We start from the raw sequence: 14348 nt of genomic DNA on the forward strand, positions 1-14348 counted from the left end.
CCCCTAATTCCGTAATGGCTTGCCTTTAGCGAGCATATAGCGAATCCGATCTTGGGTTTTGGGTTCGCCAAGTAAGCTCAAAAAGGCCTCTCGTTCTAAGTCCAAAAGATATTGTTCATCGACAAGCATGCCTGCCGGGCGGTCTCCTCCCGTCATCGCATAAGCAAGTTTCCTGCCGAGATGCTGATCGTAGTCCGAGATATAGTTGCCTTGCCTCATACCATAAAGAGCTAATTCCAGGGTGGCTCTTACTCCCGGCCCGCCTATTTTAACTTTAGCAGGCAAGTTCGGCCTGAAGTTATTGGCTAAATCCAGAACTCGCGCTTTAGCGTCCATAATGACATGATCCGGGTTCATACTGTAACGGTCGTGCTCGCGCAGGAAGCCAAGCTGACGGGCTTTTTCCGCACTTGTGGAGACCTGAGCCATGGCAACGATTTCGAAACGTTTGCCAAAGAAATAATCCGGAGCAACCTGAATTCCCGGCAGGACCCCGTCCATCGCTCGGACGGCCATTTCTTTAGTTCCGCCGCCACCCGGGATAAGCCCTACTCCCACTTCTACAAGGCCCATATAAGTTTCCGCAGAGGCTTGTATAGCATGGGAATGCAGGCATATTTCCGCTCCGCCGCCAAGGGTCATGCCAAAAGGAGCTGCTACAATAGGTTTCTTGGCATATTTCATAGCCATCGTCTCATTCTGCAACGCACGGATCATCAGATCAATTTCATCCCAGTTTTCTTCTTCCGCTTCCAGGAGAATCAGCATGAGATTGGCGCCGACACAGAAGTTCTTGCCTTGGTTGCCGATGACCATTCCAAGGTAGTTTTCCTCTACTTCAGCAAGAGACTTTTGAATCATGGTGACAATATCGGCTCCGATGGAATTGTTGGGAGAGTGGAATTCCAGGCAGGCTACTCCATCTCCTAAGTCAATCAGGCTGGCGCCGGGGTTGCTGAGAATAACTTTTCCCGCTTTATGGGCTTGTTTAAGAGAAAAAGCATGGGGACTGACAGGTTTTTGCTGATACTCCCCAGCGTTGAAGAATGCTGTCTGTCCGACTTCATTTTTCCGATAGAAGCTTTCATGCCCTTTAGCAAGCAGTTCCTGGACGACAGGCGGCAAGCTGCCTCCTTCGGCGATAATGCGCTCAGCCGTTGCTTTAACTCCGAGGGCATCCCAAATTTCGAAAGGGCCCATCTCCCAGTTGAAACCCCAGCGCATGCCTTCGTCAATGGCGGTGATATCGTCGGCAATATCCCCAAGGCGATTCGCCGCATAAATCAACACGGGTTTAAGAACATTCCATGAAAATTCCGCTCCGGCATCCTGGCCGCTGACCAGCGTGCGAATTTTGTCCTTGAGGCTTCCGGCTGCTTTGGCTTTTTCCAGAGAAGCAAATTTCACATTCTTTTTGGCAACGTAGGTCATTGTTTGCGGATCAAGGACTTCAACCACTTTGCCCTGGGGACCTTTGACCTTCTTGTAAAAGCCTTGCTTTGCTTTGTCTCCCAGCCAACCATTTTGCAGCATGACCTGCAAAAACTCAGGCAGCTGGAAGTTTTCTTTTTCTTCAGGGACCCCTACGGCAACAGTGTTCGCCGTATGCATAAACGTATCTAAACCAACAAGGTCAACCGTACGGAAAGAGGCGCTTTTAGGACGTCCCATAACCGGTCCGGTTAAAGCGTCAACTTCGTCAACGGATAACCCGGAACGCAGCATTTCCTGGAGGGTAACGGCCAAACCATAAACACCGATACGGTTGGCTATAAAATTCGGGGTGTCTTTGGCCAGAATAACCCCTTTACCCAAAACCCTCTCTCCGAATTCCGCTAAGTATGAGACAATTTCCGGGTCCGTATTGGGTCCGGGGATTATCTCCAATAGTTTCATGTAACGAGGGGGATTAAAGAAGTGAGTGCCTAAGAAGTACCGGGTAAAGCTCTCCGGGAGACCTTCGACCATAGCTTTCAAGGATATCCCTGAGGTATTGGAACTAACGATAGTACCGGGGCGGACATGAGCTGCCACTTTCTTAAAAAGGTCCACCTTAATATCGAGGCGTTCGACGACGACTTCAATGACCCAATCTACTTCGCTTAAACGGCCCAAGTCGTCGCTTAAGTTCCCAACTTCTATTCGATCTGCAAACTCAGGAACGAATAGGGGGGCAGGATTTAACTTTTTTAAATTGGCTTTATTGGTTTCCGCAATACTGTTGCGGACCTTTTTGTCCTCCAAGGTTAGACCGGCTGCTTCATCTTTAGCCGACAATTTGGATGGGACGATATCCAACAACAGACTTGGGATTCCAGCATTGGCTAAATGGGCGGCGATGGTGCTCCCCATCACACCGGATCCCAATACCGCTACTTTACGAATTTGCATTTCCATCCTCCTCTCGTTTCTCCTCCGGGGTGAATCGGTTATATTCGTACTCTTTTCTCAACCGAAGCGCTCCTTCAAACAACGCTAACATAGGTTCAATGCCACTTTCTAACGTCCGTGGGCTGCGAGCCAGAACCCAATCGGTCGTGGCTTCATCCAACGATCCAAAGATCATCTGACGAGCCACCCAAACATCGATTTTTGGAACTTCTTCCCGTTCTATACCTTGTTGGATCACCTCCTCAATGAGCCTGAAATAATCTAACAAAGGACCGTTAATGGCCAAACGCACACTTAGATTAGGTTGTCTAAGCTCTAATTGTGTGACGATAGCCAAAGAACGATTATGTTCCATATAGGAAAAGTGAGTTCGAACAATCGTCCTTAAACGCGCCTCTGTTGTCTGGCAATGCTCTAATTCATTCCGAATACTGGCGATAAATTCTCCCATGCGCGATTGAAAAAGCCGTATAAGAATATCTTCCTTACTTTTGAAATATAAGTAAATCGTGCCGTCGGCAACCCCTGCCAAACGGGCAATTTTAGAAACTTGACATTGGTGGAATCCCGACTCTGCAATAGCTTCTATGGCAGCATCAAGGATCCGATCGAATTTCCCCTCGCGCTGCAGGCTCATGGAATCAACACTCCCCTTAGTCATTGTTGCCTTGTGGTTAATTCTTTGAATGAATACTCATTCATTAGGTTTTATAATATCATAGCTTATTTTAAAAATAAATAGATTTTTCAGAACTATTATGATTTTTTTAGACTATTGCAAAACCTTTTATTTAAGCTGTTTTCCTCAAATGCTTGCCGGCACCTGATCTTGACAATCTGCCGAACTCACGTATGATTGACTTTAGAGTTTAACATCAAAGCTAAAGACTGAAGATTGAAAGGACAAGGTCGCGCATTATGAAAGTTAAAATTTTCAGCTCTCCCGACTCCCGAATTTTAGACCAAGAGATCAATCGATGGCTGGAAGAAAACGGTTGGCTTCAAATACTTAATATCACGCAGAGTACCGGAGCCACGACGGTTATTTCTCTTTGGTACAATGAGCCTGATGTTCCTATCCTCGGCTAATCTCAATCTTGTTTATTTCTGCCTGTAAAGAGAAGCTCTAGGCCAACTGAACTGCCTAGAGCTTCTCTTTGTAATTTTATCCCTTTTATTAAGAATCGGCAAAGCATTCTTCCGCATCAAAACCCATGCAACCAGGAAATACTATCATTATAACTTATGCACTGAAACGTCATTACGAAGGGATGGTCGTTTATGAAAATTTCCCTCTTTGCCACTTGTCTGGCGAATGCTCTATATCCGGACATAGATCTGACGATGGCAAAAATCCTCACATACTTGGGACATACTGTCGACGTACCCGAAGGACAAGCCTGTTGCGGACAAATTGCTTTCAACTCCGGTTATTTCTCAGACGCCCGGGAAGTCGCCCGCACCCTGATTGATGCTTTTGAGCGAAGCGAAGTCGTCGTAGGGCCAAGCGGCTCCTGTATTGCCATGATTCACCATTATTACCCTTTTCTTTTTGAGAATGATCCTGTTTATCTGGCCAAAGCCAATGACCTGATTCATAAAAGCTATGAATTTACACAGTTTCTTGTCGATGTGCTGCAAAAACCCGATTTAGGCGCTAAATATAAGGCTAAAGCAACCTATCACCCTTCCTGTCATGCCACCCGCCTCATGGGAATAAAAGATGCCCCCCTGACCCTTATTGAACATGTTCAAGGCCTTGAACTTCTCCCCTTACCTGAGGCTCAATTATGCTGCGGCTTTGGCGGCACCTTCTCTGTCAAAATGCCCAAGATCTCCGAAGCCATGGTTGCCGAAAAAGCTGAGCACGTCTTGGCCTCAGGAGCAAACCTGCTGCTGGGTCTGGACATGGGTTGTTTAATGAACATTTCCGGTTATCTGGAGAAAATCAATAAGCCTATTAAAACCATGCACATCATTCAGTTGCTCGGGGAGGGAATGCAATAATGTCTACATATAAGCCCATTGTGGAAAAAAGGGTGGATTTAGCCTTAACCAACGATTTTTTGCGCAAGGCCACACGGCGGGCCACAGATCGTTTGCGCCACAATAAATATCAAGCCGCTGAAGAGTTAGGGGATTGGGAACAATGGCGTCTGGCCGGAGACACTATCCGCACCCACGTCATTGCTAACCTGGACTACTACCTTAAACAGCTCATTGCTCAAGTTGAAAAAAACGGCGGTCATGTTCACCTGGCGCAAACTCCCTCCGAGGCCGTGGAAATCGTGCGTCAGATTGCCCGGGACCATGGCGCCAAAACTATTATTAAATCCAAATCCATGGTCTCGGAAGAGATCCACCTCAATCCTGCTTTAGAAAAAGATGGGATCAGTGTCGTGGAGACAGACCTCGGAGAATACATACTCCAAGTAGCCGGGGAAGTTCCCTCTCATATCATCGTTCCCGCTATGCATAAAACCCGGCAGCAGGTCGCCGATATTTTCGAGCCTCTGGCCGGTCACACCTTAAGCTCGGATACTCCCACCCTTACTCGTTTCGTGCGCCAGCAAATGCGTCAGAAGTTTTTGCAGGGTGACATTGGCATCACTGGATGCAATTTTGCCGTCGCGGATACCGGAAGCATCGTCATGGTGACAAACGAAGGAAACGGGCGAATGGTGAGCACACTGCCCCGGATTCAAATTACCCTGATGGGGATGGAGCGCATCGTCCCTTCCTTCCGTGAACTAAGCGTCCTGCTCAATCTCCTCGCCCGGAGTGCCACGGGACAGCGGCTTTCCAGCTACACCACCATCCTCACTCCCCCCAAGCATGCCACGGATGCCGACGGACCCGAAGAATTCCATCTCGTTATTCTCGATCACAACCGCTCCGAAATCCTCGGTGACCCTACCTTCCGTCAATCCCTGAAATGTATTCGCTGCGGCGCCTGTTTTAATGTCTGCCCAGTTTACCGTCAGATTGGCGGACATGCTTACGGATCGGTCTATTCCGGCCCGATTGGCTCCGTGATCACGCCCTTGTTAGAAAAAGACTGGGAAAAATGGGGGCACCTTCCCTACTTTTCCTCTCTTTGCGGGGCCTGCTCCGAAGCCTGCCCGGTTCGCATTCCTCTTCACGACCTCCTCGTCAAACTCAGAGCACGCAAAACTCTTACAGGACATACTCCGCAGATTGAAAAACGGATTTTCCAAGCCTATCGCTTCATGTTCACCCATGAAAAAACCTTGCGCCGTGCATTGCGCCTCGGGGCACGGTTCCAATTCCCCTTCGTGCAGCATGACCGCATCGTCAGCGGCCCGCCGCCTCTCTCCAATTGGACTAAAAGCAAGACTTTGCCGATGGTTGCCTCTAAATCCTTTATGTACCTGTGGGAGGAAGCCAAACGCCAAGGAACAATCCCCACCCCCAACTCCAAAGAGTAAAATGAGGTGAGAGCAATGACCAATACCAACGATTTCATCAGCCTTCTAGCGTCCAAGCTTGGACGTTCCACTCCCACTTCCGCCCCAACCCCGGTGGACTTTGACGTTCCCGTTTATCAAGTCTCCGATCAGGAGCGGGCCGCAACGTTTCTCAACAATTGGCAGGCCCTGGGGGGGAAAGGCCAAATCATTAAGTCCCCCCAGGAAGCCGCAGACTGTCTCCAAGCATGGTTCGGCGAGCTTTTCCCGGATCAGCCCCAAGAACAGGCCATCGTGAGCTGGAATTTGCTCCCTGCCATCGCGGAGTCCGCCTTTTCCAAGTTAAACTGGCCCCTTGTTCCCTATCCCCAGGTAGCCCTTACGCCAGGCCAACGTCATGAATTGGCGGCTCAAGCGGAGCTTGGTGTGACCGGGGCGGACTGGGGGATTGCTCTTTCCGGCACGGTTGTTACTTGCAGCAATCCGCAGCGCGGCCGCGCCGTCAGCCTGCTTCCTCCCCGCCATCTGGCCATCCTGGAGACCTCAAAACTGCGCAATAACCTCAGTGAAGTCTTGAGTGAAATTGCCGCTACGGGAACACCGCCTGCGGCCTTGGAATTTATTACGGGTCCCAGTCGAACCTCAGACATAGAAATGGATCTCTCCATCGGAGTACACGGACCGATTGAAGTCTACGTCCTCCTTGTCGACGATTCCGGCGAAGCGGAAATGTGAGTAAGTAAAAAGTCTACCTCGTCGATCCAGACAAGGTAGACTTTTTAGTACAAGAGAATTAAAGAAGTTGTTAAATAAAATACTCCACTTTAGCCGCGGGAAAATAAAGTTTAACTTGGTCCTGGAAAAATTCTCTTAACTCCGCCAAGGTCTCCGGCGGATAAATATATTTTCCATAGCCAAACTGACCGTATTTAAATTTTCTCTCTTCCTCCGCCATGGGCAGCGACGAGGCCGGAAACACCTCCAGAATCCTTGCTTTGGCTTTCAGAGTATAGCGATGGGAGATGAACTCCAACGTCAGTTGCTCAGGAGACCAACCTCCGGGAGCTAATTTCTCTAATTCCTCCGCCGTTCTCTCCAATAAGCGGCGATATTCCTCCTGCCATCCCGGAAACCTAAAAACAGGCGCAATAATAAAACCCAAAGGATAGCCCGCCTTAAGTACCTTACCGGCCGCAACAATCCTATCTTCAGGGGCAGGGGTTAAATGTTCGAACCTTTGCACAACGGTAGCGCAATTCAAGCTAAAGCGAAACCGAGTATGTCCCTCATGACGAGCGGAAAGCAAGGAATCCACTTCCGTAAACTTGGTCACAAAGCGAAACCGTCCGTGTTCTTCGTGCCCAAAAAATTCAATAGTCTGCTTTAAGGCCCCTGTATACTGTTCTGTCGGCAGGGGATCTGATGTTGCCGCCCCTTCAAAGTAAGTTAATTCAGGAGAACGCTCCTGGATCAGCTTGGCGGCTATAGCCAAGATCTCATCAAGGTTAACGTAGATACGAATATAGGGTTTCTTGCCCAGGGTTGTCGCCAAATAACAATATTCGCACATTCCGGGGCAGCTTGTAACCAGCGGCAGTTGATAATGGGCGGAAGGTTTGCAGGATTGAAATTTTTCACTGCGCCGCACGCCTATCACTAAGGTCCTCTTGGCCTCTCGATAAGCCTGGGCAGGATTTGCTCCGGGAATTCCTGTCACCCGGTTATGCGAAGGCGTGGGAGTTGTGGGAACTCCCATTGTTTGAAAACCTTCGACCAGCATCTTGCCCAGTGGGTAATCGAGAGCCTTCGGCTCAAAGAAAACACGACTTGGCACAAAGCCTTTTGTCACAATTCTTCACCTCAAGCTTAGACTGCCCTTGTAATAGAAAATCAACTCCTAAAGCTTTATATTTATCGCCTTAAAATTTGCCGGATTTAAAAATTGAAACAAAGAGCCAGATCAACATTAAAATCGCCGCGCCAAATCCTATTTCAATCGCTGGGATTTGCCAAAGCATGATGGGCTGACGACCTAAAGCCGAAGCGATAATCAAACCCATCATAACGATGCTAAAGGATAGCAGCACAATACTGAAGGAAATCTGATTCGCTATACGGTCTAATTTGCGCAGAAAAACATCCAGTTCGGGGACACCCACGTCTAAATGAATCTTGCCGCACAGGACATCACGCATTAAGACTTTCATTTGTTTGGGAAGATCAACCAACAGTTCACTATAATCCATGATATTATGCCACACCCGACCGGCAATCGTGCTTGGCTGATAACGTTCTTTAAGCAAGCGAAGTCCAAAGGGTTTGGCCATATCCATAATGCTCAGTTGAGGGTCAAGCTTTTCTACGATTCCTTCTAAAAGCAATAATGATTTTGCTAATAAGGTAAAATCCGCGGGAATCCGAATCTGATGACGAAAGGCAATTGCCAATAGATCTCCGACAGCGCCGCCCAGGCTAATCCGGCTCATAGGAACATCCATATACTTTTCCCGCAGCTCGTCTACTTCCTTAGACAGGAGCGATAAATTGACATCCTCGGGCATAATTCCGATTTTCAAAACAGCTTGGATCATGCTCTCGGTATTCTGGCGCATCATAGCAATGACCATAGAGGCAAAATTGTATTTCATTTCCTGAGTCAGTCTGCCGACCATACCAAAATCGATAAAAGAGAGCACCCCATCTGGCAAGAGAAAAATGTTCCCCGGATGCGGGTCCCCATGGAAAAACCCTTCAATTAACACTTGGTGAAAAAGCGCTTTCACTAAATGTTCGGCAATATCCTTGCGATTATAGCCGTTTCTATCGATCTCTTCAAATCGATTGAGTTTTACGCCCTCTACGTACTCCATGGTCAAAACCTTCTGAGTTGAGTAGTCCCAATAAATATTCGGTATGTGTATCGTTGAATCCGTCTTGAATTGCTTAGCAATTTTCTCGGCATTGCGGGCTTCAATGGTATAATCAAGTTCATTGCGCAAGGATTTGGCGAATTCTTCAACCACCTCTCGCAATTGAAGGCGTTCCATACGCGCTACACGGTGTTCTGCCAAAGTTGCCAGATCCAAGAGAATTTCCAGATCAGTTTCAATTAAAACTTTAATGTTGGGACGCTGGACTTTTACGGCAACTCTTTCTCCCGTGCGCAGTTGAGCGCGATGCACCTGACCGATCGAAGCCGCCGCAAGCACCGTTTCTTCAAACGTCGTAAAAATCTCCTCAAGCGGAGCGCCTAATTCTTCCTCAATGATCCGGCGCACTTCTTCAAAAGCAAAAGGCGCAACACTATCTTGCAATTTTACCAGCTCTGACAGTATTTCTTCGGGAATAATATCCGCTCGCGTACTGGCAATCTGACCTATTTTAACATAGGTTGGCCCCAGTTCCTCTAAAACCTGACGTATCCGTTCTCCCATCGACAGAGGGTCTATTTCTTCCCAATCCGTAAATAGACGTTTAGGAAGTGAAAGCATATGTATTAGGCCAATCTCTTCCACAAAAAAACCAAATCCGTGGCGAGCAAGGACTTTAGCGACATCTCTATAACGTTTCAAATGGCGAATTCTCTTTCCGATCATCCTAATGTCCCCTCCGCTCTATCTTCAATCACCGACCGAAACATCCCCTCAACCTGCCCTCGATTTTCCGAAGATTATGTTGCTTCTGAAACTAATTGGCATCTGATACGCCAATCAATAAAAAGCATTTACTCAGAACAACAGAAGTATTCCGACAGGCTTTTCAAAAGCAACATAATTTCCAGATAAGCAAATGTAAGAGCTTTAGGCTTCATTATTAGAGGTGAAGAACGGGCCTAAGAAAAGTTAGGCCCGTCTAATAAAGTTTAAATAATCAGCGATTTCCTAAATCCTTAAGGGTATTTTCCAAATCTGCAATACGTTTTTCTAAGCGCTCCAAATCAGCTTTTGTAGGGATATTCAACTCTGTGAGCAGCTTCTCCAGTTGATCATGTATCCGGGTGTTCATTTCTTTCTTTTCCGCTTCACCTTTCTCCAGCAGTTCACGAAGCAAATCCTTTGATTCAGATGACGTTACCTCCCCTTTTTTAACCATCTCGTCTACAAATTTCTCAATTTGTTCTCTGCTGACAACCGCCAATCCCAAACCAAGTGACAACCCTTTGCGAATCAGATCTTTCATAATAGTATTTTCCCCCTTTAATTTCTAGCGACTTTAGTTAGAACAAGGAGACCTACGTTCGTTTATTAATAGACTTAACTTCTATGTATTATTCTAAACTACTTTAAGATTGTTTACAAAAATACTCTAACTTATTAGAGTTTTTCTTAGCGGATTACAGAAAAACTTATTAGAGTTTTTCTTAGCGGATTACAGAAAAATTAATTTGTTCCCTTTACTTACGCCATTGTGAATTAAGAGGTGTTCAACAGTCTTCATAAGCTCTCTTAAAAGCTCGTGAACAAGAATTAAAAGCGCTTAATAAGTTTTCATCAGTGATGAGAACTTTTTTATGCGCAAAAAAGTTTTAAAAGTTAATGACCTATACTCAAGAAACGGTTCGGAAAAATGTACCAAGGACAAGTTGGACAGTTTACGGTATACTAAGAGACAACCTCGCAAGGACATTGCAGTTGCTAGTTATGCTAATAGATTTGACGCCTCACAGGTCAATGAAAGGATGATAAACATGACAAGCTTGAAAAATATTAAACACTTTAAATATAAGAAATGGATACTTCTTTCTATTCCTATCATCTCTACAATCTCATTTGTTACAATTATCACAGCTGCACCTTTAACATTAAGTAAAGATTCGATTCCGGCAACCGCAGTAGTCTCATCCGTGGCGGCAGATAAATCAGAGCCTCAACAAACTACAGCTGCTTCCAGCGTTCCTTCAACTTCCAAAGAAACTGCTCCGTCGACCCCAAAAGCTGTCTCTTCAACTCCCACGAAACCGAAGCAAACTCAACCCATAAAAACCACTAGCCCTATACATCCATCAACGTCGAGAAGCTCTTCCTCTCCAGCGTCGTCAGCGCCACCACAATCAACCCGAACAAATTCTGTTATAGCCACTGCCAAAGAATATATCGGCGTACCTTATGTGTATGGAGGAACAACCCCCGCCGGATTTGACTGCTCTGGCTTTGTCCAGTATGTTTTTGCTAAAAATGATATTAACCTTCCCCGAGTCTCCCGGGATCAGTATAAGGTTGGCACCTCTGTCTCCTATGACAATTTAAAGCCAGGAGATATTGTCTTCTTTTCTTTAGCTAAAAACGGGGTCGTTGATCATGAAGGAATCTATGTCGGCGATAATCAATTTATTAACGCAGCCAGTTCCAAAGGAGTTACCATTTATACTTTAGGACCTTACTGGCAATCCGTATATTTAGGAGCAAAGCGAGTAGTATAGCTAATTGAATTCAAACTTTTAAATGGTTTAATCTTTAAAAGAGCTGTTGCTGATCAAACATTGAGTTTGTTTAGAGCAACAGCTTCTTTTTTTGCCCTAAGAGAAACTGTTACTTATTAATTATTATCTTAAAAACACAACTCTCAAAAATCACTGCATCTAAAAGTTAACTCTTTAACAAAACTAAAACCTGTACATAGAATAATAAAAGATGTTTATATACAGATCTAAGCCTTTTTATTATGTACGGGAAATAGCAAGATCTAAAATAAAGGAGATATTAGGATGGCCGAGTTAACTACTGGTCTAATATATAATACACCGGCCAATGGAATAAGGAAAACAGCTACCTTCGCATTGAAAGTATCCAATGGTGACGCAGTTGAGGCTACCGTTCAGATCGTTGGGTATTTCATCTCAGGAACAACTAAAAGTATGTATGTCCTAGAAGTGTTCGTTTTAGAAGCAGGCAATGTCGCAACTAGAAATTATTATGCGGATTTAAACGCATTTGAGTTTCAATTTACTACAAGCTCCAAAACCTTAAAAATATCTGCCTGGGGAAAGGATACAGCAGGGAATTTAGTCGCTGCACATCGTGTTCTGCTAGCCGAATTAGATCCGTTGGGTCTAGAAATTATATCCGAAGCAACAGGTGCAACCGGGGCCACCGGGACAACGGGCGCCACTGGCGCTACTGGAGATGTAGGCGCGACGGGGGCCACCGGCGCTACCGGAGATGCTGGCACAACAGGCTCAACCGGTGCTACTGGTGTCATCGGTGCCACTGGTAATACGGGTACGACAGGCGCCACCGGGGCTACTGGAGATACGGGTGCAACGGGGGCCACTGGATCAACCGGAGATATGGGGACAACAGGTTCGACCGGTGCTACCGGGGGGACCGGCACAACGGGCTCGACTGGGGCCACCGGTGCGACTGGCCCTATTGGGGATATAGGTGCGACAGGCGCCACCGGCTTTACCGGAAATATAGGGGCAACGGGTCCAATCGGCGCTACTGGGGACGTGGGCTCAACTGGAGCCACTGGATCAACTGGTGCGACCGGAGATGCTGGAGCAATGGGCTCAACCGGTGCCACTGGATCAACTGGTACGACCGGAGATGCTGGAGCAATGGGCTCAACCGGTGCCACTGGAGATACCGGCACGACCGGCGTCACCGGGGCTACTGGACCTACTGGCGCTATAGGAGAACAAGGACCCACCGGCGCAACCGGGGTTACCGGGGATATTGGTGCGATGGGCTTGACTGGGGCCACTGGAGCTACGGGTGCAACCGGCGCTACTGGAGATGTGGGCACAACAGGGGCCACTGGATCAACTGGTGCGACTGGGGACACGGGTGCGACAGGCATGACCGGCTCCACTGGAGATACCGGCTCAACAGGCTCGACTGGGGCTACCGGAGATGCTGGAGCAACTGGCTCAACCGGTGCTACTGGAGATGCCGGCACGACGGGCTCGACTGGTACTACTGGAGATACGGGAACCACCGGTGCTACCGGCCCGACCGGAGATACTGGTGCAACAGGCTCAACTGGGGCTACCGGGGACGTTGGTATAACAGGTTCGACTGGTGCCACCGGCCCCATTGGGGATACGGGTATGACAGGCGCCACCGGGGATACTGGACCTACTGGTGCTACAGGAGAGCAAGGACCCACCGGGGATATGGGAACAACAGGTTCGACCGGCGCTACTGGAGATGTAGGTGCGACGGGGTCCACCGGCGCTACCGGAGATGCCGGCTCAACGGGCTCGATCGGCGCCACTGGATCAACCGGAGATGCGGGGGTCACTGGTGATACTGGTGGTACTGGAGATACGGGTGCAACGGGGGCTACTGGATCAACCGGAGAAATGGGGGCAACAGGTTCAACCGGGACTACCGGAGGGACTGGCGCAACGGGCTCGACTGGGGCTACCGGAGATATAGGGCCAACAGGTCCAACCGGCGCTACTGGAGATGTGGGCACAACAGGGGCCACTGGATCAACTGGTGCGACTGGGGATACGGGTGCGATAGGCATGACCGGCTCCACTGGAGATGTCGGCTCAACAGGTTCTACCGGCTCAACCGGGGATGCTGGCACAACAGGCTCGACCGGGGCTACCGGAGATGCGGGAGCCACTGGTTCTACCGGCTCTACCGGAGATGCTGGCACAACAGGCTCGACTGGAGCTACCGGAGATGTGGGCGCAACTGGTTCGACCGGCTCGACCGGGGATGCTGGCACAACAGGCTCGACTGGGGCTACTGGAGATACGGGAGCCACTGGTTCGACCGGCTCGACCGGAGATATGGGGGCAACGGGTCCAACCGGCGCTACTGGGGACGTGGGCTCAACTGGAGCCACTGGATCAACTGGTGCGATGGGCTTGACTGGGGCCACTGGAGATACGGGAGCCACCGGTGCTACCGGCTCAACCGGGGATGCGGGCACAACAGGCCCGACTGGGACTACGGGAGATGTGGGGGCGACGGGGTCCACCGGCGCTACCGGGGATGCCGGCTCAACGGGCTCGATCGGCGCCACCGGAGATATGGGTGCAACAGGTTCGACCGGCGCTACTGGAGATGCCGGCTCCACTGGCTCGACTGGTACTACCGGAGATGTGGGCGCAACTGGTTCGACCGGCTCGACCGGGGATACTGGCACAACCGGCTCGACTGGGGCTACCGGAGATGTGGGCGCAACTGGTTCGACCGGCTCGACCGGGGATGCCGGCACAACCGGCTCGACTGGGTCTACCGGAGATGTGGGCGCAACTGGTTCGACCGGCTCGACCGGTGATTCTGGCACAACCGGCTCGACTGGTGCTACCGGAGATGTGGGCGCAACTGGTTCGACCGGCTCTACCGGGGATTCTGGCACAACAGGCTCGACTGGGGCTACCGGAGATGTGGGCGCAACTGGTTCGACCGGCTCGACCGGGGATGCCGGCACAACCGGCTCGACTGGGGCTACCGGAGATGTGGGCGCAACTGGTTCGACCGGCTCGACCGGGGATGCTGGCACAACCGGCTCGACTGGGGCTACCGGAGATGTGGGCGCAACTGGTTCGACCGGCTCGACCGGGGATGC

11 protein-coding genes are annotated in these 14348 nt (G+C 49.2%); 6 read left to right on the forward strand and 5 right to left on the reverse strand.

Annotated elements, in window-relative coordinates; all coding sequences use genetic code 11:
- Positions 1-3: 3 nt before the first annotated feature.
- Complete coding sequence (locus tag REC12_RS20315) at positions 4-2391, reverse strand: 3-hydroxyacyl-CoA dehydrogenase/enoyl-CoA hydratase family protein (protein ID WP_308897617.1); 2388 nt, start codon at positions 2389-2391, stop codon at positions 4-6.
- Positions 2378-3028, reverse strand: coding sequence for a fatty acid metabolism transcriptional regulator FadR (gene fadR, locus REC12_RS20320; protein WP_308897627.1), 651 nt, complete (start codon positions 3026-3028; stop codon positions 2378-2380). Before fadR ends, REC12_RS20315 begins: the two co-directional genes overlap by 14 nt.
- 281 nt (positions 3029-3309) lie before the next feature.
- On the opposite strand from fadR, the gene REC12_RS20325 reads away from it, so the two are divergent.
- The 4 genes from REC12_RS20325 to REC12_RS20340 all read left to right on the forward strand — a co-directional run bounded on the left by REC12_RS20325 (position 3310) and on the right by REC12_RS20340 (position 6554).
- Positions 3310-3480 (forward strand): hypothetical protein, encoded by a 171-nt coding sequence (locus REC12_RS20325; RefSeq protein ID WP_308897618.1) that lies wholly within the window; start codon positions 3310-3312, stop codon positions 3478-3480.
- Between the two features lie 192 nt (positions 3481-3672).
- Positions 3673-4398: a (Fe-S)-binding protein gene (locus REC12_RS20330; protein ID WP_308897619.1), complete on the forward strand. Its 726-nt coding sequence runs from the start codon at positions 3673-3675 to the stop codon at positions 4396-4398.
- Positions 4398-5840 carry a LutB/LldF family L-lactate oxidation iron-sulfur protein gene (locus tag REC12_RS20335; RefSeq protein ID WP_308897620.1) on the forward strand — a complete coding sequence of 481 codons (1443 nt, stop codon included), beginning with the start codon at positions 4398-4400 and terminating at the stop codon, positions 5838-5840. The genes REC12_RS20330 and REC12_RS20335 overlap by 1 nt, the downstream gene beginning before the upstream one ends.
- A 15-nt stretch (positions 5841-5855) precedes the next feature.
- Positions 5856-6554, forward strand: a complete 699-nt coding sequence (locus REC12_RS20340) for a LutC/YkgG family protein (RefSeq protein WP_308897621.1) — start codon at positions 5856-5858, stop codon at positions 6552-6554.
- 70 nt (positions 6555-6624) lie between these two features.
- Here the strand turns inward: REC12_RS20340 and splB are convergent, their stop codons facing one another.
- The 3 genes from splB to REC12_RS20355 all read right to left on the reverse strand — a co-directional run bounded on the left by splB (position 6625) and on the right by REC12_RS20355 (position 9998).
- Positions 6625-7668 (reverse strand): spore photoproduct lyase, encoded by a 1044-nt coding sequence (gene splB, locus REC12_RS20345; RefSeq protein WP_308897622.1) that lies wholly within the window; start codon positions 7666-7668, stop codon positions 6625-6627.
- Positions 7669-7738: 70 nt separating this feature from the next.
- Positions 7739-9415, reverse strand: coding sequence for an ABC1 kinase family protein (locus REC12_RS20350; RefSeq protein WP_308897623.1), 1677 nt, complete (start codon positions 9413-9415; stop codon positions 7739-7741).
- A gap of 274 nt (positions 9416-9689) precedes the next feature.
- Entirely contained in the window at positions 9690-9998 is a 309-nt protein-coding gene (locus REC12_RS20355; protein WP_308897624.1) for a phasin family protein, read from the reverse strand.
- A 331-nt stretch (positions 9999-10329) separates the two neighbouring features.
- Here REC12_RS20355 and REC12_RS20360 point away from each other — a divergent pair, with 331 nt between their 5' ends.
- The gene (locus REC12_RS20360; protein ID WP_308897625.1) at positions 10330-11238 is read left to right on the forward strand and encodes a C40 family peptidase; all 909 of its coding nucleotides are present in this window, start codon (positions 10330-10332) and stop codon (positions 11236-11238) included.
- A gap of 285 nt (positions 11239-11523) precedes the next feature.
- On the forward strand, positions 11524-14348 hold a 2825-nt coding region (locus REC12_RS20365), incomplete at its 3' end, for a beta strand repeat-containing protein (protein ID WP_374214234.1).

This window comes from Candidatus Desulfosporosinus nitrosoreducens, from assembly GCF_030954495.1.
GTDB lineage: Bacteria > Bacillota > Desulfitobacteriia > Desulfitobacteriales > Desulfitobacteriaceae > Desulfosporosinus > Desulfosporosinus nitrosoreducens.